This is a genomic window from Mesorhizobium loti CJ3sym (genome assembly GCF_000472785.1).
GTDB lineage: Bacteria > Pseudomonadota > Alphaproteobacteria > Rhizobiales > Rhizobiaceae > Mesorhizobium > Mesorhizobium loti_E.
This window is the reverse complement of the sequence record NZ_AXAL01000037.1, coordinates 16,512-40,795: the sequence shown is the minus strand read 5'-3', so window position 1 is coordinate 40,795 and position 24,284 is coordinate 16,512. Positions and strand designations below refer to the sequence as shown.

The 24,284-nt window shown below is 59.9% G+C and carries 28 protein-coding genes and 1 pseudogene; 13 read left to right on the top strand and 16 right to left on the bottom strand.

Features of this window, described 5'->3' with window-relative positions; genetic code table 11:
- Nucleotides 1–1,173, bottom strand: coding sequence for a glycosyltransferase (locus A3A9_RS0133160; protein WP_027062433.1), 1,173 nt, complete (start codon nt 1,171–1,173; stop codon nt 1–3).
- Nucleotides 1,174–1,501: 328 nt separating this feature from the next.
- Between A3A9_RS0133160 and A3A9_RS0133150 the strand changes: the two genes are divergently transcribed.
- Nucleotides 1,502–2,410 carry a hypothetical protein gene (locus A3A9_RS0133150; protein ID WP_027062431.1) on the top strand — a complete coding sequence of 303 codons (909 nt, stop codon included), beginning with the start codon at nt 1,502–1,504 and terminating at the stop codon, nt 2,408–2,410.
- A gap of 11 nt (nt 2,411–2,421) precedes the next feature.
- Here A3A9_RS0133150 and A3A9_RS0133145 read toward each other — a convergent pair whose 3' ends face one another.
- From A3A9_RS0133145 to A3A9_RS0133135, 3 genes are all read right to left on the bottom strand, one after another.
- Nucleotides 2,422–2,607, bottom strand: coding sequence for a hypothetical protein (locus tag A3A9_RS0133145; RefSeq protein WP_027062430.1), 186 nt, complete (start codon nt 2,605–2,607; stop codon nt 2,422–2,424).
- A 99-nt stretch (nt 2,608–2,706) separates the two neighbouring features.
- Nucleotides 2,707–3,216 (bottom strand): ferritin-like domain-containing protein, encoded by a 510-nt coding sequence (locus tag A3A9_RS0133140; protein WP_027062429.1) that lies wholly within the window; start codon nt 3,214–3,216, stop codon nt 2,707–2,709.
- Between the two features lie 92 nt (nt 3,217–3,308).
- On the bottom strand, nt 3,309–3,743 hold the full coding sequence (locus A3A9_RS0133135) for a DUF6894 family protein (RefSeq protein ID WP_027062428.1): 435 nt from the start codon (nt 3,741–3,743) through the stop codon (nt 3,309–3,311).
- A gap of 980 nt (nt 3,744–4,723) precedes the next feature.
- Between A3A9_RS0133135 and A3A9_RS0133130 the strand changes: the two genes are divergently transcribed.
- Nucleotides 4,724–5,038, top strand: coding sequence for a YMGG-like glycine zipper-containing protein (locus A3A9_RS0133130; protein WP_027062427.1), 315 nt, complete (start codon nt 4,724–4,726; stop codon nt 5,036–5,038).
- On the opposite strand, the gene A3A9_RS0133125 is transcribed toward A3A9_RS0133130, so the two are convergent.
- The 3 genes from A3A9_RS0133125 to A3A9_RS45440 all read right to left on the bottom strand — a co-directional run bounded on the left by A3A9_RS0133125 (nt 5,032) and on the right by A3A9_RS45440 (nt 6,194).
- The gene (locus A3A9_RS0133125; RefSeq protein WP_033838978.1) at nt 5,032–5,436 is read right to left on the bottom strand and encodes a portal protein; all 405 of its coding nucleotides are present in this window, start codon (nt 5,434–5,436) and stop codon (nt 5,032–5,034) included. The genes A3A9_RS0133130 and A3A9_RS0133125 overlap by 7 nt on opposite strands.
- Before the next feature lie 82 nt (nt 5,437–5,518).
- A complete protein-coding gene (locus A3A9_RS0133120; RefSeq protein ID WP_033838977.1) occupies nt 5,519–5,824 on the bottom strand; it encodes a hypothetical protein in 306 nt (101 codons plus the stop codon).
- 130 nt (nt 5,825–5,954) lie between these two features.
- Nucleotides 5,955–6,194 carry a hypothetical protein gene (locus tag A3A9_RS45440; protein WP_082222334.1) on the bottom strand — a complete coding sequence of 80 codons (240 nt, stop codon included), beginning with the start codon at nt 6,192–6,194 and terminating at the stop codon, nt 5,955–5,957.
- 281 nt (nt 6,195–6,475) lie between these two features.
- Here A3A9_RS45440 and A3A9_RS40095 point away from each other — a divergent pair, with 281 nt between their 5' ends.
- Nucleotides 6,476–6,913 (top strand): hypothetical protein, encoded by a 438-nt coding sequence (locus tag A3A9_RS40095; RefSeq protein ID WP_063827816.1) that lies wholly within the window; start codon nt 6,476–6,478, stop codon nt 6,911–6,913.
- A gap of 33 nt (nt 6,914–6,946) precedes the next feature.
- Here the strand turns inward: A3A9_RS40095 and A3A9_RS0133110 are convergent, their stop codons facing one another.
- The gene (locus A3A9_RS0133110; protein WP_027062424.1) at nt 6,947–7,237 is read right to left on the bottom strand and encodes a hypothetical protein; all 291 of its coding nucleotides are present in this window, start codon (nt 7,235–7,237) and stop codon (nt 6,947–6,949) included.
- A gap of 721 nt (nt 7,238–7,958) precedes the next feature.
- Between A3A9_RS0133110 and A3A9_RS0133095 the strand changes: the two genes are divergently transcribed.
- From A3A9_RS0133095 to A3A9_RS40090, 4 genes are all read left to right on the top strand, one after another.
- The gene (locus A3A9_RS0133095) at nt 7,959–8,723 is read left to right on the top strand and encodes an ImuA family protein (RefSeq protein WP_027062423.1); all 765 of its coding nucleotides are present in this window, start codon (nt 7,959–7,961) and stop codon (nt 8,721–8,723) included.
- A complete protein-coding gene (locus tag A3A9_RS0133090) occupies nt 8,635–10,158 on the top strand; it encodes a DUF6504 family protein (RefSeq protein ID WP_027062422.1) in 1,524 nt (507 codons plus the stop codon). Before A3A9_RS0133095 ends, A3A9_RS0133090 begins: the two co-directional genes overlap by 89 nt.
- On the top strand, nt 10,155–13,421 hold the full coding sequence (locus A3A9_RS0133085) for an error-prone DNA polymerase (protein WP_027062421.1): 3,267 nt from the start codon (nt 10,155–10,157) through the stop codon (nt 13,419–13,421). Before A3A9_RS0133090 ends, A3A9_RS0133085 begins: the two co-directional genes overlap by 4 nt.
- Before the next feature lie 160 nt (nt 13,422–13,581).
- Complete coding sequence (locus tag A3A9_RS40090; RefSeq protein WP_033838975.1) at nt 13,582–13,809, top strand: hypothetical protein; 228 nt, start codon at nt 13,582–13,584, stop codon at nt 13,807–13,809.
- 687 nt (nt 13,810–14,496) lie between these two features.
- Here the strand turns inward: A3A9_RS40090 and A3A9_RS45960 are convergent.
- Complete coding sequence (locus A3A9_RS45960; RefSeq protein ID WP_027062420.1) at nt 14,497–14,760, bottom strand: YMGG-like glycine zipper-containing protein; 264 nt, start codon at nt 14,758–14,760, stop codon at nt 14,497–14,499.
- A gap of 132 nt (nt 14,761–14,892) precedes the next feature.
- Here A3A9_RS45960 and A3A9_RS40085 point away from each other — a divergent pair, with 132 nt between their 5' ends.
- From A3A9_RS40085 to A3A9_RS0133045, 6 genes are all read left to right on the top strand, one after another.
- Nucleotides 14,893–16,869 carry an ABC transporter ATP-binding protein/permease gene (locus A3A9_RS40085; protein ID WP_033838974.1) on the top strand — a complete coding sequence of 659 codons (1,977 nt, stop codon included), beginning with the start codon at nt 14,893–14,895 and terminating at the stop codon, nt 16,867–16,869.
- Between the two features lie 192 nt (nt 16,870–17,061).
- Complete coding sequence (locus A3A9_RS0133065) at nt 17,062–17,355, top strand: hypothetical protein (protein ID WP_027062419.1); 294 nt, start codon at nt 17,062–17,064, stop codon at nt 17,353–17,355.
- A gap of 205 nt (nt 17,356–17,560) precedes the next feature.
- Complete coding sequence (locus A3A9_RS0133055; RefSeq protein WP_343286144.1) at nt 17,561–17,914, top strand: ArsR/SmtB family transcription factor; 354 nt, start codon at nt 17,561–17,563, stop codon at nt 17,912–17,914.
- Nucleotides 17,914–18,234 (top strand): SRPBCC family protein, encoded by a 321-nt coding sequence (locus A3A9_RS45435; protein WP_051371377.1) that lies wholly within the window; start codon nt 17,914–17,916, stop codon nt 18,232–18,234. Before A3A9_RS0133055 ends, A3A9_RS45435 begins: the two co-directional genes overlap by 1 nt.
- Before the next feature lie 16 nt (nt 18,235–18,250).
- Nucleotides 18,251–18,421 (top strand): hypothetical protein, encoded by a 171-nt coding sequence (locus A3A9_RS45430; protein WP_202596432.1) that lies wholly within the window; start codon nt 18,251–18,253, stop codon nt 18,419–18,421.
- Complete coding sequence (locus tag A3A9_RS0133045) at nt 18,418–18,831, top strand: hypothetical protein (protein ID WP_027062417.1); 414 nt, start codon at nt 18,418–18,420, stop codon at nt 18,829–18,831. The genes A3A9_RS45430 and A3A9_RS0133045 overlap by 4 nt, the downstream gene beginning before the upstream one ends.
- 39 nt (nt 18,832–18,870) lie before the next feature.
- Here A3A9_RS0133045 and A3A9_RS0133040 read toward each other — a convergent pair whose 3' ends face one another.
- The 7 genes and pseudogenes from A3A9_RS0133040 to A3A9_RS45425 all read right to left on the bottom strand — a co-directional run bounded on the left by A3A9_RS0133040 (nt 18,871) and on the right by A3A9_RS45425 (nt 24,263).
- Nucleotides 18,871–19,683: a metallophosphoesterase family protein gene (locus tag A3A9_RS0133040; protein ID WP_027062416.1), complete on the bottom strand. Its 813-nt coding sequence runs from the start codon at nt 19,681–19,683 to the stop codon at nt 18,871–18,873.
- Between the two features lie 28 nt (nt 19,684–19,711).
- Entirely contained in the window at nt 19,712–20,623 is a 912-nt protein-coding gene (locus A3A9_RS0133035) for a diacylglycerol/lipid kinase family protein (protein WP_027062415.1), read from the bottom strand.
- Nucleotides 20,620–21,375 (bottom strand): phosphatase PAP2 family protein, encoded by a 756-nt coding sequence (locus tag A3A9_RS41440; protein ID WP_027062414.1) that lies wholly within the window; start codon nt 21,373–21,375, stop codon nt 20,620–20,622. Before A3A9_RS41440 ends, A3A9_RS0133035 begins: the two co-directional genes overlap by 4 nt.
- A gap of 335 nt (nt 21,376–21,710) precedes the next feature.
- Entirely contained in the window at nt 21,711–22,508 is a 798-nt protein-coding gene (locus A3A9_RS40075) for an SDR family oxidoreductase (protein ID WP_430515905.1), read from the bottom strand.
- 113 nt (nt 22,509–22,621) lie between these two features.
- Nucleotides 22,622–23,131 carry a pyridoxamine 5'-phosphate oxidase family protein gene (locus tag A3A9_RS0133020; protein WP_051371375.1) on the bottom strand — a complete coding sequence of 170 codons (510 nt, stop codon included), beginning with the start codon at nt 23,129–23,131 and terminating at the stop codon, nt 22,622–22,624.
- Between the two features lie 169 nt (nt 23,132–23,300).
- Nucleotides 23,301–23,699 (bottom strand): annotated as a pseudogene (locus A3A9_RS43245) (host attachment family protein).
- Between the two features lie 363 nt (nt 23,700–24,062).
- Nucleotides 24,063–24,263, bottom strand: coding sequence for a hypothetical protein (locus A3A9_RS45425; protein WP_202596431.1), 201 nt, complete (start codon nt 24,261–24,263; stop codon nt 24,063–24,065).
- Nucleotides 24,264–24,284 lie beyond the last annotated feature (21 nt).

Here is a 24,284-nt window from a genome sequence, read left to right as displayed (position 1 = left end):
TTACGCACTCCGCCGGAACTGCACGACATTTTTGGTCGACCGCACGCGCTGGATATGGCCCGCCATGGCGGTCCAGGTGTTTTCCCAGGACATGTCCACGAGATAGGCGTCTACTGCCTTGAGCAGACTGTCGCGGGGGTGAACCAGAAGTGCTCGAAGCTTGGCCTCGGCATCCTCGGCGTCGATGATGTCGACGAGGCCCTCCGCTCCATAGGTGCGTACGACGTCGACGATCGCGGTTGAAACAAGAGGAACGCCGGCGGCCAGGAATTCCGGCGTCTTGGTCGGACTGATGTAGCGTGTGGCGGCATTGAGCGCGAACGGCATCCATCCGGCGTCCCAGTGCCTGAGGTAGGACGGAAGCTCCGCGTAGCTCTTTGCGCCCAGCCAATGAAGGTTGTCAGCCTGGGGAAGACCGGCGGGATCGATCTTGACCACTGGCCCGATCATGACGAAATGGACGTCCGGCATGCTGCGCGCCATGCGTGCCACCAGGGATACATCCAGCCGCTCATCGATGACGCCGAAATAGCCCACTCTGGGGTGGGGTATCAATTGCTGGTCGGCCGGGTCGTGCCCTAGCCCCCTGGCTTGGTGAAAGTGTGTGAAATCGATGCTGCTGGGGAACGGGAACATCGACCCATGCATAGCTTTTTTGGCCTCATAGAGGCTTTGTCCCCCGGTGAATACGACATCAGCGCGTTCCAACAACCGCCTTTCCATCTCCACCAGTTCGGCCGGCGCGTTCTTGAAGGCGGAAAGCTCGTCCATGCAGTCGTAGACGCACACATCGCAAAGAATGTGGTCGCTGAACCGCAATGCCATCGGCGTGTAGTACCAGGTGGTCAACAGGTTTTGCGGCGTCGAGGCAACGAGAAGGTCGAGGAACCTGCGTTGCGTTTGATCGGCATCGGCTGCACCAGTTCCAATCGTGAGTACGGGCGTGATGACCTTGATGGACGGTGAGACGTCGTTTATGCGCATGAAGGCTTGCTGGACGTCTCCGAAAACCGGCTCTTCAAAATAGATAACCTGCTTCGACCGCGACGCCAGCGTTAGAATGTGTTGGGGGCGTTGGTAGACGAACTCCCATCGCAGGTGGGAGAAACACAAAAGCGTCGAAGGTTCTTCTATCGGGCGCCTCTGATTGGACTGGCTCATCACGCTTTCCATTAAACAATCCTTTGAGTTAGATCCCGGATAGGGGTGTACAACAAATGTTAATCCCAGCATTGAGATGTGATTATTTGCTATCGGGCTAACTTGCGTGTGCCTGACTCGTTCCGCGAAGAGCCAATCATTCGCCAGCACACAATTGTCCCCGGCGCTGATTGAGCAGAAACGGGCGCAGGCGGTTCGCTTGACCGCCCTCCCGGGAGCGGCTGGCGACGTTAAGCGGGTGTTCATCCGCAGTGCTACAAAGCTAATGATCGGTGAAACGATTCGGTGCCTCGCAGGACTGGCCCGCGAATTTTTGTCCGACCTTTGATTGAGTGAAGCGATGTCGATCAAGTTCGAAACGAACGTTTTCCCGCTGTTTGACCCCAAGTCCGTTGATGATGTGAAGGATCCATGCCCTGTGTTCGATGGGCAGCTCTGGCACATGTTCGGATCAAGCGGCACAGTCACCAGCGAAACCTGGAGCATCCTGCACGCCACCGCGGCTGATCTCTTTGGACCGTGGACGGAGCACGACGCAATTGTCCTGCCCGTGGGAGGGTCAGGTGTGGCTGCACCCGGGGTGATTTATGATGGCGGCGTCTTTCACATGTTCATCCAGACAGAGTTCATGAAATCAGGCGGCCGCTGTGAGCACGTCGTTTCGGACGACGGGTTCCATTGGGTGGTTTTGAAGGCGGCGCTTGTGGCGCTGCCCGACACGGATGAAGATGGGATCTACGATCCGCACCCCGCGATCATCGGCGGACAGCGGTACATCGCCTATTCGGGCATGCCAAAATTCACGAGGGTGCCGCAGGCCGACATTTATCTTGCACGCAGCCAATCGGACTCATGGTTTGGACCATGGAAACGTGTGGGCAAGATCCTCGATCATGCCGATCTGCCTCACCACAACTCGCGCCAGCATCCGGACTATGAATGGGGGATCGAAGGGGCGCAGCTCGTTGAACTGCCGGACGGCCGCATCCTGTTGAATGCGACCTGTTTTCTTCCCGATGGTCCTCGCGGCAGCCGGCAGCGTGTCTTTTTCGCGGTTGCGGACCGGGTCGAAGGGCCATATCGAACCGTGGGGCCCGTGCTCGACCCGGACGGGCCGGGTGAAAACGGCCATTCGACGGTGATGATCGAAGGCGGCCAATTACTGCTTTTCTACCAGTCTCGCCGCGCAGCCACGAACCACCGCTGGCGTTATGGGGTGGCCAGCTGCGACTTGTCCAAAGTTGCGTAGCAACCCAGGTTTCAGTTGGCTGATTTCTTCTTTGCGGCCGCCGGGTTCTGACCCGTAGCAGCAGAGGTTTTTGCATCCTTTGAGTGGACGGCGATGGCAGGGCCTGCGCCGGTAGCCTTTCGCATGTCACCACTTTGCTGCTTGTCGGCCGGTTCTTTCCGACCGATGCCGGAGAAGTACTTCCCAAAAAAGCCCATAGCTCTAATTCCTTGCGCATTCCCATCCAAGGGCGATTCATAATGTGTGGCGTGAGGCGAGCCCTGGTGTGACCACCAGGGCTCGATTGCCAATAGCGACTATTCAGCCGCTTCCGCAGCCACGTTCACGGCCGATTCAGCCAGCTTGGTCAGAGCCACGTCGGTCTTCTTCTCTTCCGCAAGCGTCAGGTCCAGAAGCTGAACCGCCTCGGTCAAACCAAGTTCCGACGCCCAGGTCCGCATGGTTCCGTAGCGTGAAATCTCGTAGTGCTCGACCGCCTGCGCGGCGGCCAGAAGGCCAGCGTCCAGGGCAGGGCTGTCTTTGTACTCCTCCATGATCTCGGCGCCCTCCTCGGTGATGCCCATGATGGCGGCACAGGTCTTGGCGGCCGGCTTTTTGCCGATGACCTCGAACACCTCTTCGAGGCGCGCGACATGCTCCTGCGTCTCCGTGTGATGCTTCTCGAAAGCGGCCTTCAGGTCCGGGCTGTGGGCTGCCATTGCCATCTTCGGCAGTGTGGCGAGGATCTTCTTCTCGGCGAAGTAGATGTCTTTGAGGGTATCGTGGAACAGGCCGTCGAGACCCTTGGGTGTTTTGTTGGTAGCCATTCGTCTATTCCTTCTCATTCAGTGTTATCGCCCGAATTGGAGGCATCGGTTGGACGTCACCCGGAGTGTCATTCCGGGCGAAGGTCTTTCGGTTACGCGTCGTGCAGTTGAACTTCGTCGTAGGAACAAGTCGCAACGATATCACCGCTGGAGTTACGAGCCCTGACCGCCCAGCCAACCGGGGCGACGGCGTTGTCGAGCGCATCCCTCCACAGATCTTCGGCTGACCGCCGCACTTCCTGTTGAACGGCATGCAAGTCGGGAAGCGAGATGCCCAGCATGACCCGGACGACGCCCCTGTCCTGATATTCAAACGTGTAGAGCTCGGCGCTTTCCTCGCCCCTGCCGGTATCTTGCCGATCGAATGCGATGAGCTGGGCCATCATCTGCTTAGCAGTCTCGATCAGCTCTGCGTCTTCTTTTCCGTTGGCAGAAAGAGAAACACTGATTGCTTCGCCGCCTTCACCAACAAATTCGACCACGTTCACAACGGTGTTGCGATGGACCGTCGTTTCTATGAGTTGCATCCGGATTCTCCTGCATTGTGACGAACCAATTTCCCGCTCGACGCGACGTTCCCGAGCAAAACAAAGAAACTCGTTTGTGGCACCCTGCTATGCCGCGATTAGTCGAGCCGTGAACGGGAGATGAGGTCTGCGGCCATTGACTGCCGGGCGTCAGCGTTCAACCGTCTCTCACGTGCTTGATCGCTAGAGTGCAATCGGCTTGGACGCCACGGATTGAGAGCTTGTCTCAAGCACATTGAATCTTCAGCCTATGCTGGGGCGCTATGCATTCGCGCGCTTTCGCGACCCAGTTGTTGCAAGTGGAGAACCCCCACCACGTTGGCCGCGGTTCTAAGTTTTGTACCGGTATTGCGACTTGAGCTAGCCTAGATTCCGGGTGTGTAATAAAACTGGGCCGGCAACCAACCTCTCCGTCGCAAGTTGAACTTCGCTGGCTGATCCCAGCACCCTGGCCCGCTGCCATGACCTCTCCGGCAGCGGGCTTTTTTACCGGACAAGATCTCCCGGCGCAGTTCACCTGAGGAAACGAGGACAACTCCATGAATAAAACATATGAAAAGCCGGTTTTGACCAAGAGGGATCGCCTCTCCCGGGTGGTTGCCGGGCCGTCGGCGCCGCCCGTCAACAACACCTGACGTCTACTGGACAGCTCGCTGGCTCACGCCAGAGGGCTTTCTTGTTTTTTGGGCCACCCATTCATAAGTCTTCGACCGGTGGAACCGCGGCACCACGCGAGGATTGTAGTGGTGAACTGTTCTCCTCAGACAGAGCTCCCCAAGCTAGCCCACTGCTTTCTCAGGAATGGGGCCTTCTTCGACCAAGGTTCAAACGCCGGGAAATCTGTGCTCGCCAAGAAGCGCGCTCCCATCAACGCCCGAGAAACCATGTCTTATATCGTGACGATTTGCGCCCCCCGTTCCGCCGCATTGCGACCGCACGGGACGATCGATGGGATTTCAGACCTTTAAGGGAGACCTTACATGAGCTTTCAAAAAGCCATAGCCGCCGTGCTGATGACAGCGGCACTTGCCGGCTGCGCGCAGACCGAGAGCCAGCAGAGAGCCGGAACAGGAGCGCTGATCGGCGGCGCCGGCGGCGCCCTTGTTGGCCAGGCGATCGGCGGCAACACCCAAAGCACGCTCATCGGCGCCGGTGCCGGCGCCCTGCTGGGCGCGGTTGTCGGCAGTTCGACCACGCCGCAGCCGCGTGGCGAACAGATGTGCCGCTACCAGGAGCGCAGCGGCCGCATCTACACCGCGCCTTGCGACGACCGGTATTACAACGGCAATTATTGATCGTTAGCCGCTTCTCCCCGTTCGCGGGGAGAAGATCCCGGCAGGGGGACGAGGGGCGCAACCAGGGTTAGGAATGCTGGCACGACCCTCAGCGCCTCCGCCCATTCCTTTTCTTCGTCGGTCTCCTCGTGATTCATCGCCGCCGCCGACAGACCATGCCATTTTTCCGACTGAGGAATGATCAGGCTTTCGAGCCCGGTGGCGAGGCGATTGGCGGCCGAGTTGATGGTGTTGGCGTAGACGCGTGAGCCCCGCCGCTCCTGCCGCTCAACCTGGGAATCCGGACCGCCGGTTCGGCGCCCGCTCCCAGATTTCAGGCGCATCGAGGTCGCAAAACTCCACCACCTGCTCCGCAACATCAGAATTTTGGTAAGGCCGCGTTCGTCGGCGACCGTCACGGAATGGATGCCCGGGTCAAGGCGGAGGATGACAAACCGAGAGGCGACCCACCCCTTGAGCGGTTCAAAGGTCGTGCTCAGTCTAGGCTTTTGGCTTCGCCTTCCTGACTTCCTCGATGGCCATGTTTAACGCCGTTTCAAAGGCGTGCCTTAAGCCAGAAATCTTGTCTTTCCTCAGCGCAGCGGTCTGTTTTGAAATAGGCGCGAGCTCCCGAATGAGCGCGTTGCCTGTCTCCAGCAGGTGAGCCAGAGCTACATCCGTTGCCTGGCTGGTTTCCAAAAGGTCGCGCGACTTCCCAATGTTCATCTGCAAATGACGCGTAATGCCTTTCACGTTGCCCGCTTCCGCATGGATCGCCTCCCTGCGCAACTTATGCAGGTACTCCACCGCTTCTCCAATTGGCACTTGTTCCTCCCTTGCCGTCGAACTCTAACGGATCATCGTACACCTCATTCTGAAAGAGGCCGCGCGATATCGTGGGTTTGCCGACTTGGGCGAAACCAACCAGGTCCGAAACTCAAGAATGTTGGTAATTCGCTGGTCGAGCTGGCAATCGATCTCGGAGCGGTTTTCCTGGCGTAGCCTGGTCCTCGTCCTCAGTTGGCTGATCGTCTTGCGGAAAGCCTCTTATATCGCACCCTTCTAACGCGAACAGGGCCTTCGCGCCTTGCAAAGCCGTAATGCCGGCCAGCGCTGCCGCAACACCGCGTGCCAGTTCTTCCGGCGTTGCACCTTCAATGTTCAAGCGAAGTTCCATTGTTCGCCTCCAGTGACCATTGCCAATAGTGAATAAAATAAAAACCGTTAAATCAATAAGCCTTGACGGTTTAGGGAGATATTCCTATTTTGGGATGGTTCGGGGGGTCGGCCCAGCTTAGTGCGATGTTGGTGTGTGTTGGAGGCCTCCGCTCCAAAGCCACGGATTAGTTAGGCGCAGATGTTTTGTCCAGTTGATCGAACGAAGCTGTTCGCCTACCGGGGCATATGGCTGGTCGGGCTGGAAATGGGCGAGTTGCTACACATTGAGGGGCTGAAGCGATGCAAGACCTCATCGATTTCTTCCAGACCAACTCTGTGGTGGTGCTGGCCAATCCCATGGTGTTTGCTTCGTCTGCCGTGCTTTTTGGCAGCAGCGGTTTCATGGTGGGACGCTATTTTTTAGCCGAGCGTATCGCCAACCTGGAGAGCCGTATCGCGCGGCGCGATGAAGAGATCAAGGAACTGAAATCTCGTCCTTTAACGACGAACGTGGAACCGCCGCTGATCCCCATCATAGGAACCTCCGCGATCGGCGAAAATGTCTGGACGCCCAGGCAGAATGGAGAGCCGGCGTCTTATGCGATAAAACGTCGGGGAGCTTTTGAGATCACGCTCGGCGTGGGTCAAAAACAGGACCACAAAGAGAATCAGCAAGGCAGAGACGATTCCGGTGACCATCGGCATTGGACGCTCGTTGAAAGTCGAACTTCGTCTTGAACGTGATGCTGAATCGAACGGCGCCGAATGCCTTTAGCCTGATCGCATGACGCCCGGCTCTTCGGTGGGGAGATCGCTGATCGCCGGCTGTTGGGAACTGTCGAGCATCACGTCTGAAAAATTGACAGTGGCGACCAGATAGCCTGTCTCATCATAGACCCTCGTGACGGACCCGGATTGATCGAGACCGGTGGGCGCGCCCGCAAGCAGCGCCTCGTGAGCCTTTTCGATTGCTCGCGCGCTGGCTAAATCCGGGCTCGCCAACGCCTCCTGCGAGATGGTGGTCTGGTCGAACTCGGTGGTCTCGAAGCGGAATTTCGGCATGGACATCTCCTGTTTCCAAGCAATGTCCATGAAGGCGTTGTGTTCCAACAAGCGGCTGGCCGCGGCTGCGGTAGATCAAATTGTCATACCATCTTGAATGACGGCCAGGCCGGCTGATGGCGGGTATCCATTCGTCTGGTCACTTTTCGAGGGGCCAGATGCCGTCCAAGGCTTTGAGCCGTGGCCAGCGCGGTATGCCGGTGAAGACAAATGCCTGAATGCCCGCGCTGGCCTTGGCGGCAGTTGGGGTTGCCGCCAATGGCAATTTAGGGATATCTAAAATGTATGAAATGGCGCGATCGCGGAACCTTCACCCGTCGCACGGTGGCGATCCATCAACCATATGGACCGCTGCGGACGGGGACAGTCGGTCCGCGTCCCGTCCTGCCGCCGGCGCTATGCTGACGCTCCTACGGCTGTCCTGTTAACCGCCCGCGGCGGGGGCGAATTTCCTCCATCCCGCGCGCGGCAATGTCCGCATTGCGGACGCGCGCTGGACTGCGGTTTATGCGCCGTTTTTCATTTCGGCGCCGGCAGTCGCCGGCACGCTATCGTAGCCTTCGACCGTTTCGTCCGTCGGCAAAATGAACCCATCGATGCCACCAGGGCTGCCGCGCGACAGACATGTCTTCCGCAGCGCCACCTCGGCATGCCATTGACTCTTTATTAGAAAGAGAACAAATGAGGAACATGCTATCAGCATTTCGCGTTCAGGGGACAGATGAGTGCATCGACGCCAAACGCTGCTATTTCCGATCTCCGAGATCGCATTGCGCGTCTCGAGGGCGGCAATGCGCGCGAACGAGTGGTGCTCCCTTTCGGTATTGCCTCTATCGACAGCCACCTGCCCGGGGGCGGTGTGGCGCTTGGCGCTCTCCATGAGGTTGCCGGTGGTGGCAATGGTGCAATCGACGGCGCCGCCGCGTCGCTCTTTGCGGCGGGTATTGCGGCCAGAACGCAAGGCAAGGTCCTGTGGTGCGTGACACGCCAGGATCTGTTTGCACCCGCAATTGCCCATGTCGGACTGCACCCCGACCGGGTGATCTATGTCGAAGCCGGTGACGACAAATCCTTGCTTGGCTGCTTCGAGGAAGGTCTGCGGCACGCGGGATTGGGGGCCGTGGTTGCCGAGGTTGCCCGTCTGTCGATGACCGCTTCGCGACGCTTGCAGCTTGCATCGGAAGGCTCCGGCGCGATGGGCATCGCCATCCGTCGCTGGCGCCGCCAGACCGAGGCTGCCGATTTCGGGCAGCCAACGGCTTCGGTCTCGCGCTGGCGGATTTCTGTGCTGCCGTCGCGGCCGCTGCCTGTGCCAGGCGTTGGCCGGGCGCGATGGCAACTTGAACTGATCCGGTCTCGTGGAGGGGAAACGCTCGATATCGAAGTGGAGGCTTGTGATGCCAAGGGTCGTCTCGCTCTTCCTTCCAAGCTGGTCGACCGACCGGCTCAGAAGGAAATTGGGCGACGTCTCGCCGCCACCGGATAAGCCGTTGGTGCTGGTCGGGCGGCAAGGCAACCGCCGCCTTGTGACCGCGGCCGATCGCGCGGCACTGGAATTCGGCTTGCGCATCGGAATGCCGGCGACGCAGGCGCAGGCCCTGGTAAAGGGGCTGGCGGTTATGGACGCCGAGCCCGAGGCCGACACGGAGGCATTGGAGCGGCTGGCGCTATGGGCATTGCGCCGCTACGCGCCGATCGTTGCCGTGGATCCTCCCGACGGACTGGTCATCGATACCACCGGCGCCGATCACCTTCACGGCGGCGAGAAGGTGATGCTGGCCGATATGGTCGAGCGTCTCGGCGAGGCCGGCATCACGGCGCGGGCAGCGGTTGCCGACAGCTGGGGTGCCGCCCACGCTGTCGCGCGCTACGTCAGGCAGAGCGTCGGCGTGGTCGCCGTCAACGCAAGCCGTGATGCGGTTCTTCCTCTACCCGTCGCGGCACTGCGTTTGCCCGATGCGATCGTCAGCGGTTTGCGGGTTTTGGGCTTCGGCACGGTAGGCGAACTTCTCAAGCAGCCGCGCGCGCCACTGACGCTGCGCTTCGGGCCGGAACTCGGGCGCCGTCTCGACCAGGCTTCTGGACGACTTGCCGAACCGATAGAACCGGTGCGGCCAGCCGATGTGCTCGAGGTAAAACGGACCTTTGGCGAACCCATCGGTGCGGCCGAGACGATCGCGCGTTACGTCGGCAAGCTCGTGCAATCGCTGTGTGCCGAACTGGAGACCAAAGGCCTCGGCGCCCGTCGGCTCGACCTGCTGCTCTGCCGCGTCGACAACAGGATGGAAGCCATTCGCGTCGGCACGGCCTTGCCGGTCCGCGATGTGAAGCGGCTGACGCGTCTGCTCTGCGACAAGATCGAGACGGTCGATCCGGGCTTCGGCATCGAGCTGATGCGGTTGTCCGTCGCGCTGGCCGAACCATTGATACCGAGGCAGACCATTTCGTCGCTTGTCGAGCAACCGGACGCGGAGATCTCCGACCTGATCGACATACTCGGCAATCGCGTCGGTGAGGAAAGGCTGTATCGCTTTGCCCCAGTGGCCAGCGACGTGCCGGAGCGATCGTTTCGACGTGTGGCGCCGGCTGCGATGGAGACCGGCGACGCTTGGCCGGACCATTGGCCGCGCCCGGCCCGTTTGTTTGCCGTGCCGGAGCGGATTGAGGCCATAGCCTTGTTGCCGGATCATCCGCCGGCAAGCTTTACCTGGAGAGGCATCCGTCGACGGGTCAAGCGCGCCGATGGTCCTGAGCGGGTCTTTGGCGAGTGGTGGAAGCGTGACGTCGAGCTTGCCGCCGTGCGTGACTATTTCCAGGTCGAGGATGAATCCGGCGAGCGGTTCTGGCTCTATCGCGCCGGCGATGGCGAGGATGCCGCGACCGGTTCGCATCGCTGGTTCCTGCACGGCATCTTCGGATGACTGCACCTTACGTCGAGTTGCAATGCACCTCGCATTTTTCCTTCCTGCGCGGCGCCAGCTCCTGCGAGGAATTGTTTGCGCAGGCCGCCATCATGGACATGCCCGCACTTGCCATCTGCGATCGCAACAGCCTGGCTGGCATTGTCCGAGCGCACGAGGCAGCAAAGGCGACCGGTGTCAGGCCGATCGTCGGCTGCCGGCTGGACCTGGTAGAAGAGATTTCCATCCTGGTCTACCCGACCGATCGTGCGGCCTACTCCCGACTTTGCCGCTTGCTGTCGCTGGGCAAGAAGCGTGGCGGCAAGGCGAAATGCGTGCTGCATTGGGCCGACCTTGTCGCCTATGGCGAGGGCGTCGTTGCGGTGTTCGTGCCGGGCCAGGCAGACGATACATGCTCACTCTGGCTGCGGCGGGTCCGCGAGGCATTTGGCGATCGGGCTTACGTGGCGCTGACGCTGCGGCGCCGTCCCAATGACGCGCTGCGGCTGCACGATCTGTCCAACCTTGCCGGACAGGCAGGCGTGCCAACGGTCGTCACCAACGATGTCCTCTTCCACGAACCATCGCGGCGGATCCTGCAGGACGTTGTCACCTGCATCCGGCACAATGTCACCATCGACGATGCCGGGTTTCGGCGCGAGCGGCACGCCGACCGCTACCTGAAACCCTCCGATGAAATGGCCCGCCTGTTTGGTCGCTATCCCGAGGCGATCGCTAGGACGGTTGAAATCGCCGAGCGCTGCCGGTTTTCGCTGGACGAACTTGCCTATCAATATCCCGAGGAGCGGATGCTGCCAGGTCTGACACCGCAGCAGGCCCTAGAGAAACTCACGTGGGAAGGCGCGACGGAGCGCTTTCGCGAGGGCGTGCCGGACAAGGTCGTTGGCACGCTCAAGCATGAATTGCAGCTCATCGAGAAGCTGCAATACGCGCCGTACTTTCTGACGGTCAATGCGATCGTTCGCTTTGCGCGCAGTCAGGACATTCTCTGCCAGGGCAGGGGGTCGGCCGCCAACAGCGCCGTCTGCTATGTCCTGGGCATCACCTCGATCGATCCCGACCGCAACGATCTGCTTTTTGAGCGCTTTGTCTCGGAGGAGCGCCGCGAGCCGCCTGACATCGATGTCGACTTTGAACATGAGCGGCGTGAAATCGTCATGCAATGGGTTTTCGACACTTATGGCCGTGAGCACGCTGCCCTTTGCTCGACCGTTATCCGGTATCGCTCCAAGGGCGCCATGCGCGATGTCGGCAAGGCGCTCGGTCTGCCCGAAGATCTCATCAAGATGCTGTCGTCGCAGGTCTGGGGCTGGTCGGACGAGGGCGTCCAGCCCAAGCACGCCGAGGAACTGAACCTCAATCTCGGCGACCGTCGCCTGCGTCTGGCGCTCGACCTGGCCAGGCAATTGCTAGGGGCGCCGCGTCACCTCTCGCAGCATCCGGGCGGCTTCGTGCTGACCCGCGACAGGCTGGATGACCTGGTGCCGATCGAACCGGCCGCCATGAAGGATCGCCATGTGATCGAATGGGACAAAGATGACATCGACGCGCTGAAGTTCATGAAGGTGGATGTGCTGGCGCTGGGCATGCTGTCGTGCATGAAACGCGGCTTCGATCTCCTGGCTGAGCACAAGGGTATCACGCTCGATCTCGCAACGATCCCGGCCGAAGATCCGCGCACCTATGCGATGATCCGCAAGGCCGACACGCTGGGGACTTTCCAGATTGAATCCCGCGCCCAGATGTCGATGCTGCCGCGCATCAAGCCGCGCACTTTCTATGATCTGGTCATCGAGGTGGCGATCGTCCGACCAGGACCGATCCAGGGCGACATGGTGCACCCCTATCTGCGCCGGCGCGAAGGCAAGGAAGACGTCGTCTATCCCAAACCCGAGCTCGAAAAGGTGCTGGGAAAAACGCTGGGCGTGCCGCTGTTCCAGGAGCAGGCGATGCGGGTGGCGATAGAATGCGCCGGCTTCACCCCAGGCGAGGCCGACCAGCTGCGCCGCGCCATGGCGACGTTCAAACACACAGGCGGTGTCTCCAGCTTCGGCGCCAAGCTGATCGGCGGCATGGTGAAGAACGGCTATGAGCGCGAATTCGCCGAAAAGACCTTCAAGCAGCTGGAGGGCTTCGGCAGCTATGGCTTTCCCGAAAGCCATGCGGCAAGCTTCGCGCTGATCGCGTACGCCTCCTCCTGGCTGAAATGCCATCACCCCGATGTCTTTTGCGCTGCCCTCCTGAACGCCCAGCCGATGGGGTTCTACGCGCCGGCGCAGATCGTTCGCGACGCGCGTGACCATGGTGTCGAGGTGCGGCCGGTCTGCGTCAACGCATCACGCTGGGATTGTACGCTCGAGCCCACTGCGGATGAGGCTCGTTTCGCCGTTCGCCTCGGCCTGCGCATGGTCCATGGTCTGGCCAATGCCGACGCTGCGACCATCATCACCGCACGTGCCGACCAGCCCTTTACTACGGTCGACGACCTCTGGCATCGCGCTGGTGTTCCCGCTGCCTCGCTGGTCGAGCTTGCTCAGGCTGACGCATTCCAACCATCCCTATCGCTGGCGCGGCGTGAGGCGCTGTGGGCGATCAAGGCGCTGCGCGACGAACCCCTGCCGCTGTTTGCCGCCGCTTCCGCTCGTGAACATCGGTCGGTGCCAGAGATCCACGAGCCCATCGTTACGCTGCGTGCCATGACATCAGGGAGCGAGGTTGTTGAAGACTACGGGCATGTTGGGCTGACCCTGCGCGATCACCCTGTTTCCTTCCTGCGGGCCGATTTGCGCCGCAAGCGCATCGTCTCGTGCCGTGAGGCCATGCAGGCGAGCGATGGCCAATGGCTGGAAGCGGCCGGCCTCGTATTGGTGCGGCAACGGCCCGGCTCGGCCAAGGGCGTCATGTTCATCACGCTGGAAGACGAGACCGGGATCGCCAACCTCGTGGTGTGGGTGAAGGTCTTTGAGAAATATCGCAGGGTCGTGCTCGGCGCCGGCATGATCGGCGCCTATGGGCGCATCCAGCGCGAAGGTGACGTGGTCCATCTCGTCGCTCATCGTTTGAGCGATCTCTCAGCGAATCTGGCCAGCGTTGGCGATCGCGACGCTGCCTTCCCCCTGCCGCACGGCCGCGGTGACGAGTTCCACCGCGGCAGCCCGACGCCGGACCCGCGCGGCCTGCCTAAAGGGCCGCGGCCGCGCGATATCATCGATCCCTATCTGCACATCGATCAGCTCAAGGTAAAAACGCGGGATTTCAAATAGGTTCGGGTCTCCGCATTGCGGGAAATGCGGACGCTGGTCCGGGTCGCTCGGCATGCTGCAAAGCAGAGGGGGCCGACCGAAGACTGATGGAGCAACCATGCGGCAGCGCGCACGTTGGACGCACGCATCGGCAGCGTCATTCTTTGGAGAGAAAAAATAGATGAAGACGTCAGCGACGGACGATCATGTCGGCGATAAACAGCCTGCAGATGACAACAACGATCAAGCGATTCCACCAGACTTGGTTTTGGATACGGGTTCCGATGAGGACACCATTGCCGACCTTGTCGGGCGTACAGAGCGCATCGCTTTAGTCGTCGTTGTAGGGATGGCGGTTGACCTCATCTTTTTACCGATCGTCTGTCTTGCAATGTCGTACGGAATATAGCCAAAGCCTGCTCGGTGCGACGGGCCAACAGATCGACGAGGCTGCGCCTAGGCAAGCATAAGTGCTTTCCTATTTCTCTCGTCGGAATTTTATAATCTTCGCTTCAAGTTCCCGCCCAGCGGCTCGTGCTCCCGTTCCTCATGATACAACAAGTGGCGGCAGCGGCGCTGCCCTTATACGTTCGAACGGGGAAGGCCGTGCTTGGAGTTTAGATCGAGAAGCTAAAGTTGCTCCCGTCTACTTCGACCATTACGGCTCTTCGCGCATTTGCATTGTGATCCGACGGTTCGTGCGGCATTCAGGTCGGTCTCCGAATGATAAGCGTCAGCGTGTCGTCGTCATCGCTCATATGCCTGTTCCGCCTCCGGCATAGAGACCGGCAGCCGGCTTTTCTCAACCAAGGCGCCAAGCCTGCCTCACAAAAAAGGAGACGTGGCCGATGGAACATTAGGAGGCGCTAAGTGTTCATTGTCGCGGTCCGGAAATTCGTCCGACGCCAAACCCGTGAGGTCAGGATCCTCTGGGCTGAAATTCTGAGGAGAATGATTCATGAATAGCATTATCTATATTGTTGGACTCGTCGTCGTTGTCCTCGCAGTATTGAGCTTTTTTGGACTCCGGAGATAGGCGCCGTGGTGCTCCGGGCGACCGCGTGATCTCAATATCGAGATCACGCGGCCCGATGCTTCAATACCCGTCAGGGCAGCTCGCAACGTAGACATTTCCGTGGCGATCCCGGTAGCGGCATTTACCGGCTTCGCTGGCATGCCCGATGACCGCACCAGCAATCGCCCCTGCTGCGCCGCCCACGATGGCGCCTTGCACGGGGTTCCCGGCCACAGCCGCTCCAATCGCCGCTCCGCCCAGACCGCCGACTGCAGCGCCCTGCTCCGTGCGTGAGCACGCCGCAACGGGAATCAGAAGGCTCAATATGATCAGTGTCTTCTTCACGATTTGTCCTCCAGCAGCTCGAAATGAGCCGGGCATTAAATGCGCGGGATGCGATTTCGATCCATCCATTGGCTAGATTAGATATTGCTGATGTTCTTGAAACCTTTTGGTTGGTAAGCCGTTGTGGGCCGAATGCCGCAAGCCAAATCAAAATCGAAATCGGCCGCTAGAGCCAATCCACGCACTGCGATCAAATCGCGCTTGGAAAAGGCGACGGTGGAGGTTGTGTCTGAGGCGGCGGATGGAGTTGCGCCGCCACCGGAACTCCTCGACCCCAAGGCCAAGCACACGCCCGAGCAGGTCGAGCAGGCCCGCAAGAAATACCTGCTGAAGCGCTTCTGGATCAGCGCGCGCGCCTACTGGAGCCGCAACGGCGACAGGCTCGCCTGGCCATGTACGCTTGCGCTGTTGGCGCTGATCAGCATCAATGTTGGCTTCCAGTACGGCATCAATGTCTGGAACCGCTCGATTTTCGACGCCATTGAAAAGCGCGATGCCCACACCGTCTATTTTCTCAGTGTCGTTTTTCTGCCGCTCGTAGCCGGAAACGCAGGGCTCGTCGTTGCACAGGTCTTCGTTCGCATGACAATGCAGCGGCGCTGGCGTTCCTGGCTTACCACTTCCGTGATTGGGCGCTGGCTGGCTAACGGTCGCTATTACCAGTTGAACCTGGTGAGTGGCGACCATCAGAATCCGGAGGCCCGCATCGCCGAGGATTTGCGGATTGCCACGGAGTCGCCCGTCGATTTCGTCGCCGGCGTCATCTCCGCTTTTTTTGCGGCGGCCACCTTTATTGTGGTCCTCTGGACGATCGGTGGCGCTCTCACCCTGTCGATCGGTAGTTCGACATTCACCATTCCAGGCTTTCTCGTCATCACCGCAGTGATCTACGCCGCCATCACCTCGACCTCGATGGTGTTCATCGGCCGCCATTTCGTCGAACTCTCCGAGGAGAAAAACCAGGCGGAAGCCGAATTCCGTTACACGCTGACCCGGGTGCGCGAAAACGGCGAGAGCATCGCATTGCTCGGCGGTGAGGAGGAGGAGCGCAGTGGCATAGACAGCAGGTTCGTCCGTGTCCTCAAGCAATGGGCGCTCCTGACGGGCCAGCACATGCGCACAGCTTTGGTATCGCAGGGATCAAGCCTGTTTGCGCCCGTGGTGCCGGTTCTGCTTTGCGCACCAAAATTTCTTGAGGGCAGCATGTCGCTTGGACAGGTCATGCAGGCTGCCTCCGCCTTCGCCATCGTCCAAGGCGCGTTCGGATGGCTGGTCGACAATTACCCACGCCTTGCCGACTGGAATGCCTCTGCCCGGCGTATCGCCTCGCTGATGATGTCGCTCGATGGGCTCGAACGTGCGGAGCAGAGCGAGGCCTTGGGGCGCATCAATCGTGGCGAAACGGACGGCGATGCGGTGCTCAGCCTGAACGATCTCTCCGTGTCGCTTGATGATGGTACCGCCGTGGTCAAGGAAACCGAGGTCGCGATCGGGCCGGGCGAGCGAGTGCTGGTCGCCGGCGAATCCGGTTCAGGCAAAAGCACGCTGGTGCGGGCGATCGCGGGGTTGTGGCCGTGGGGTGGTGGCAGCGTCAATTTCCACCCGGACAAGCGAATGTTCATGTTGCCGCAGCGTCCTTACATCCCCTCCGGAACGCTTCGCCGCGCAGCGGCCTATCCAGGCGCTGCCGACCGATGGACGGTGAAAGAGATCAGGGCCGCCCTCGACAAGGTGGGACTCGGGCATTTGGGTGATCGGATCGATGAGGATGCGCCGTGGGACCAGACCCTGTCTGGCGGCGAAAAGCAGCGCCTGGCATTTGCGCGCCTGCTCCTGCACGCTCCCGATATCATTGTGTTGGATGAAGCCACCGCCGCGCTCGACTCGAAGAGCCAGGACACCATGATGGAGGCCATCATCCATGAACTGCCAAAGGTGACCATCATCAGCGTTGCGCACCGGGTCGAGTTGGAGGCCTACCATAGCCGAAAGATCACCCTGGAGCGGCGTAAGGGTGGCGCAAAGCTTGTCAGCGATATCGATCTGATCCCACGCAAAGGCGGGCGGAAACTGCTTGCGAGCCTTCTCAGGCGCCGACGCTCCGGCTGAGGCTGTGTGGGGCTTCACCGCCTAGCTCCGTCAAAGGACAATATATCCGAATGAAAGGGATGGAATTCCAATACCCTAGTACTCCAGACACTCGCCCGCCGCTTTTTCGATCTGACTGAGAAACTTTTTCCGACAAATGAAGTTGCTTCAACAAGCTGCCGCCCTTGGCAGCCTCAACCGGAGGAATTTCCCATGAACTTCAAGACGCTCACCATGGGCGCAGTGGCGCTTGCAATGATGACTGGCTCAGCTTTGGCCGGCGCGGCAAATGGAACGTCGGCGCTTGATGATCCGGCGAAGATGCAGCCCTTCTACACCGATTCCGGCATGAAGACGATGCAGTCGGATGACGCGTTCAAGAAGGCCTGGCTCGCCTTGACCGATGACGATCGGGCGTCGATTACCAAGGACTGCGGCGACAACGTTATCGCCAAGTCGCATGACAACTACTGCGCAAAGACGAAGCAGCTCGGCGGCGCAAACTAGCTGGAGCCACGCTATTTGCTGAATGAACGTGGCGCATGGCCCGCTGCTGAAAGGTGGCGGGCTTTCGCGTTAGGAGTTCTTACGCCCGGTCGCAAAGCCGCGTAGCTGAAGGGCTTTGATGGCGAGCCCTCGCCTGTGCGAGTCGATTGGCGACGCGAGGGGAACGACAGTCGTCGAAGCCGCGTCACCGGCGTGCTGACAATCGATATACATTGATACGCAAATTTCTCTTTTTCACGCTCTCACCGACCCAACCCGACTTCGCATCGTCAACGCGATGAAGACCGGGGAGTGCGCAGTAGGCGACATCGTCGAGAGCATGGACATCCACCAGTCTGATGTCTCTCGGCACCTGCGCATTCTGTGGAAGGCAGGGATCGTGCAGATGCGCCCGGACGGACACAAGCGCCTCTACTCACTGCGCAAGGAAGCGTTCGAGCAGCTTGACGCCTGCGTGGCGGAGTATCGACGCCACTGGGAGGCGCGGCTCGACAGGTTCGGCGTCGCACTCGAGAAGCGACCGACGGCTATTGATCCAGACTCCCAGGAGAATTCGTAATGACCACGTCGCCGGCACGAGCTCGATTCTCAATCGAGCGTGCCTATGCCACCTCAATAGATGACGCCTGGGCCCTTTGGACCACAAAGGACGGTATTGAATCCTGGTGGGGACCAGAATGGTTCGACGTCACCGTTAGCTCGCTCGACCTGCGGCCCGGCGGCGAGCTGGTCTATCAGATGACCGCCACGGGGCCGCAACAGATAGCCTTCATGAAGCAAGCCGGCATGCCGTGTCACCACGCAGTGCCGGGTCACCTACACGGAAGTGTCGCCGCCCGGTCGGTTGGCGTACAAAACGTTGACCGATTTTGTGCCTGACATAACACCATAAGAAGTGGCCACGGTCGTTGACCTGCGGGCCACGGCCGATGGCGTGAAGGTCACCATCTTCTTCGATGCCATGCACAACGACATCAGGACCGAGCGAGCCCGCGCCGGCCACGAAAGCCAGATGCGCAAGCTCGACGCACTGCTCTCGGCCCAAAGCAACACGGTGCACGAATGAGATCCTGGCTCGCCGGTGCAGGCGCTATCGTCGCCGGCTTCGTCGTTACGGCTGCCGCGTCGACTGCGATGGACGCGGTGATGCAGGCCGCCGGGATATTTCCGAGCGCGCCCCAGCTCATGGCCGCTCCGATATTTGCTTTGGCCTCTGCTTACCGCGCGGCCTTCACTGTCGCTGGCGGCTATACCACAGCCCGCCTGGCGCCCAACCGACCCATGCGCCATACTTGGATACTGGCATGGATCGGCCTCGTCGTAGGCATGGCCGGGCTCATCGCCTGTTACATGATCGGTGGGGAAAAACTCGGCCCGGCCTGGTACGCGATCTCTATTCCGCTCGAGGCCGTCCACTGCGTTTGGCTGGGTGCTTGGTTGGCTCTCAGCCTGCGACGACGGGGGACAATGACATGACGCTTAAGCGGCGCCGTCCCTGGAGTAGAATTGTCTGCGCTAATCAAGCATGCGCCATCCGTCTGGGCCATGCCGAAAGGAATATCTCGCCGAGGTTTCGAACCCGCCTCGAGGAGACCGCCAGCTTCGACATTCCAGGGATATTTCCGGACGATGGATGCAAATAATGTTGAACGAATTTGCGGCCTCGCGACGTCTCGAAGACACCGCCGTTCCCGCCTGAATAAGCAATGCCGCATAGCCGTCGATAAGGTAACGCCTGGCGCTCGAACCGGCGCGATGAAGATGCTGATGGCCAGACAATATGATGTCAACGCCGCTACGCGAGAAGGCGTTCATTGCAAGACTTGCCCGACCGACGATACCATCGTCGCCTTCGAAATCCAGTCCCTCGAATGGATGATGGGTGATTACGATCCGGGTAATGTCATCGGACAAATGTGCGAATTTTTCAGCCGCGGCCTCAAGCTGACGGACATTGATCCTGCCGTCCTTGATTGTCAGGGATCGCGCAGTGTTAATACCGACAACGGCGATTTCGGCATCGGCATAGAATGGATCCGTGTCCGCCGCGATGTAACGCTTGTAGCGAGCCAGTGGCGTTAAGGCACGGGCGAAGACATTCCAGAGCGGTACATCATGGTTGCCGGGCACCACAAGGCGAGGGCCGGCGAATGAATCGAGGAACGCGCGTGCCTGCAGGAACTCATCTTTGCGAGCACGTTGCGTCAAGTCTCCGGACACGACGAGCAAATCGGGACCTATGGCGCGAACCTCAGACGCAATGGCTTCCACGACCTGGCTATCCGTTTTTCCGAAATGCAAATCCGAGAGATGGACGAGGGTCTTCACCAAATTGCTCCGGCTACGGGGCTGGCCATCAATCCGAATCCGTTTCGGCGGTTGCCAGGACCTGCAAGGCCGCCGGTCGAATCCGAAAATTCAGGGGCATGTCCATACTGATGGCTTCGCCATCCAGCGAAACCAGCATTGCTGCGCGATGCGACGTGATCTGGAGGTTTTTTGTTCGATACGACTCCACGTCTCGCGTCGAGTCGACGAGACCAAACGCGATCTTGAACGGGAGCAACGCCAGTCCAAACCATGACTGCTGTTTGACGACATAGGCGCAGAGCTCATGTGAGGACAGGCTCTTGCGGCGGCCAAGATCGGCGATGTCGTAGAAGTTGTTTCCGACAAACACGCAGGGCGTCAGCAGCCGTTTGCGGTTACCTTGAGCCGCAACATGGACAGCCTGCCAGGACGCGGACGTCACTGTTCTTGCAAGAGCAGGACCGATGGCTGCAAGTTTTCCCAACCCGCGCCGGTCCTGCTCGGCGGAGCGCTTTGCAACAAAGAAGGGATAGATGCCAATCGACGAGTTGTTGAGGAAAACGCGACCGTTCACCTCGGCCACATCGACTGCCACGGGCTTGTTCGCTGCGATCCCATCCATTGCCGCATCGAGTTCGATCGGCAGGCCAAGATCCTTGGCGAAGTGGTTGAGTGTGCCTAGGGGCAGGACGCCCAGCGCTACCTTGGTACCGGCGAGCGCCGACGCCGCGCTCCCAAGCGTGCCATCGCCACCACCTACCACCAACACTCTTCGATCGCCGGATTTCGGGCCCTCAGAGACAAACCTTTGGGCGATGTCGCCGATCTGGTGCCCAGCCAGCAACTTCACGTCCGCGTCGATGCCGCGTTTCTTCAACCCATCACGGACGAGTTTTTCGATGTCGCCGCTACGCGCGGCGGCGCCAGCGCCTCTATTGATGATCGCCAAAGCCCTCAAGGCTTTAGCTCCTGCTTAACGCTGGGCCCCTCGAACCACGACGCAACCGTCCAACACAGGATTGCCCAGCCGCAACCTATGCACCATCCCGCGAGCACATCCGTGGGATAGTGGACCGCGAGATAGACGCGGCTCACGCCAACCACCATGGTGAAGAATACAGCAAGCCCCATGAAATAGCGTTTTAGGCGCGGGTCCTCGTTTGCGCGCGCAAGCAGGGCGCCCACTGTGAGGAAGGTGATCGCTGAAAGCATTGCGTGTCCGCTCGGGAAGCTTGCGGTGAACACCTGTGTGACGTGCGGGATGTCGGGCCTGGGCCGGTCAAAGCTCTTCTTCAGGATCGTGCTGAGCATTTCGCCGCCGACCACCGAAACAGCCATCAAGATCGCGAGAGCACGCTTATGGATCAAAAGAAGATAGCCGACCCCTGCCAATAGCACGAATCCAAGAAACACCACGCTGCCGATGGATGTTACATCCCGGGCGGCTTCGTGAAGCCACGGCGGTCCAATCGGTTTGGCAGGGTCGGCTGCGCTGCGGAAAACCGAAAGAACGGCAAGATCGAACGCGGTGGTGTCGCCGTCTAGGACTTCTTCAGCAAGCGCGCCGAACACGAGAATGAGGGCTGCAACAACCAAGCCTGCAGCAACCGACAAAGTCACGCCAGGCCAAGCCGCGCGCGATAGCGGACCCAGGCCGCTACGCCCAAAGGATTTGCGCTCGTTTGTTGGGGCTAATTCACGCAAGCGCATGACCTCATCTCCGAGGCCACAACGGGATTGTGAGGGCGAAGTTCCCTTGTCGTCGGTGCGCTAATAGGACACGAGTTCGGAGCGGCTGCGCGCCCGTGCTCCGCGGCACATCGAGGACATGCTCCAACGCGACCTGCCGACCGTCTGGAGAGACCACGATGCGCACGAACTTGCCGAGACAGGCAGCGCGGCGCCGGGAAGGCCGCGCTGACGCGCGCCGGCAAGGGCAGGCAGCGAAAGATCCGACAAAGACGAAGGGAGATTGGCAAAGTTTGAGGATGGGAGGCGTTCGAGGATCAGGGGTTGCCGCCAGGCCGCGGCAACCGCTCGATCCTTCAGATGGCGCCTGTGCCGCCATTGGCTCCAAAAACGCTGCCATCGGTGTAGGTGATTTCGCCTGAAGCCAGCAGGACAAAAAGCGGCGCAAGTTCTGCCGGCTGGCCGGCACGACCGATGGGTGTATCTTGGCCAAATTCGTTTAACTTGCCTGGCAACTGACCTCCGGCAACCTGCAGCGGCGTCCAGACTGGCCCGGGGGCAACGGCGTTGACACGGATGCCTTTCTTGGCCAACTGCTTGGCCAAGCCTTTTGTGAAGATCGCAATGCCGCCCTTCGTCGTGGCATAATCGAGCAATTCCTCGCCAGGGTTGAACGAGTTGACCGAGGCCGTGTTGATGATAGCTGCTCCAGGCTTCATCAGAGGGAGAGCCGTTTTGGTAATCCAGAACATCGCGTAGAGATTGGTTTTCAGCGTGCGGTCGAATTGTTCGAAGCTGATATCCGCAATCGACACCTTGGATTGCTGGTAGGCCGCGTTGTTGACGAGAATGTCGATGCCGCCAAGTTCGCGGTGCGCCCGCTCCACGAGGTCAAGGCAGAACTGTTGGTCCGTCAAGTCTCCAGGAATCAGGATGGCCTTGCGCCCCGCGGCACGGACAAGCTCGGCCACATCCTGCGCATCGGGCTCCTCGCTCGGAAAGTAATTGATCGCCACATCCGCGCCTTCGCGCGCGAAGGCGATTACCGCCGCGCGTCCGATCCCCGAGTCCCCGCCGGTCACAAGGGCCTTGCGGCCGGCCAGCCGGTTTGAGCCGCGATAGCTTTTCTCACCGCAGTCAGGAACGGGATCCATGTTGCGCTGGAGAGCCGGCCATTCCTGGCGCTGCTCCTTGAAGGGCTCGCTGGTGTATTTCGTCGTGGGATTGGTCATGTGCTTCTCCGCCGGCCTGGCGCTTGCCGGCTCTCTCAAAGATCGACTTTTGCGTTATCGCCCACGTTCGGCTTGGAGCCGGTGACGGCCGCGAACACCATTTTCGCGGTCGCGACGACCAGTCCCGGGCTGTCCCACAATTCGCCTTGGTCCGGTTTCACCGTTATCAGACGAATTTTTGGATCGTCAGCGTTGTCCCACCATGCTGCGTCAGTCTTCTCCCAGAGTTCTGCTATCTTTTTCCTGTCATTTGTCACCGAGGCCGGGCCGGAGATCGTGACGTATTTGTAGTGGCTGCTGTCACTCCAGGCCAATGTGACCTTCGGGTATTTCGACAGCTGCTTGTTCTTGGCGCTATCATCATTGACGAGGAAATAGAAAGCGTTTTCGTCGCGGAAGACCCGCGCGGAGAGCGGCCGAGCGCGATTGTATTCGCCGTCCCATGTCACGAACATGCAGACGTCGATTTCCTTGGCGAGTCCCCAGATGCGATTTGTGGCCTCGGCTGGTGTGAGGTCCGTCTTTTTCTCTCGACGCTTGGCCATAAAATGTTCTCCATGGAGTGGATTGCGCTCGTACAACTTGTGAGGGGCTCCGACGTTCCAAGTGGATGCGCTTAGCTGTAGCGCGGATGTGACGGGATCCATCCGCGCCAATCCTCAATGGAAATCGAGGGAGCCTTCGGCAGCCAAAGGCCCTGCAATGCTCAGCCGGTCAAGCAGCGGCAACCGCTTTCTCAATCTCCTGCGCCGAATGCCCGGTAAGATCCTTGGCGATCTCGCCAACAAGCACGGCCGGAAGTTTCTAGTGATAGTGCTTGCGAAGCTCCCCAAGCGTCCGAGGGGCGGCGATGATGATCAGGTTGGCGATTTGACCGCCGAGGACCTGTCGATTGAGCAGGTCCGCTGTGCCGGCCGCGAAACTGTCTTCCTCGATCTGGCTGCTATCAGGGTTGGCTGAACTGCTCTGGTGACGGGCGCCGGACCCCTTGTTGTCGTTCGTGACGTCGTCAACCATTGACGCCGTCAACTTTGGATTGGCTTCGTGTCCAGTGTTGCGAAAAACGGGTAGTGTCTCATTTTGAAATTTGCGGCTGGGCTGGCTTACGGGCAAGAGCGCGACGTCAAGCAAACGCTACCGGCACGCCCAGCCCTTCCATAGGCTTGTGCAATGCCACGGTGACGGCTGCTAGGCGATCTTCCGGTTTGTCTCGCGTACCGACCTTCTGAAAGCCTCGCGGATGATATCAAAGGAGAATGCCGAACAGTGTCCGTCCTCATGGCTCTGGTCCATGATCTAGCTCCCGAGTACGCCGTCGAAGAGAACTTTGGCGCGGATGTGGCGCACATGATCGATATGGTCGCCCAGCGAAGCAAGTAATACGGCTGCGGTCTGCATCTGAACTTTGCACGCAATCTTCTCTTCGCCGCAGGGTTCAACGGGAATCGCCTGTACGTTTTTACCAAGGGAAATGAGCTACTGCCGGATCGTAGAAGGCGAGCCTTCGCTGGCATCACGATTTTCCAGTTCCCGATAGACAAGGATACGCATCAACATTTCGGCGCTGCCGGCAGCACGTCGCACGCTGAACGGTGAACGCCACCAGCTCACCATGCGATGCAGATGCGCCGCTTTACGCGCCTGACCAACGCGTTCTCGAAGAAGTTCGAAAATCACATGCACATGCTGGCGCTGTAA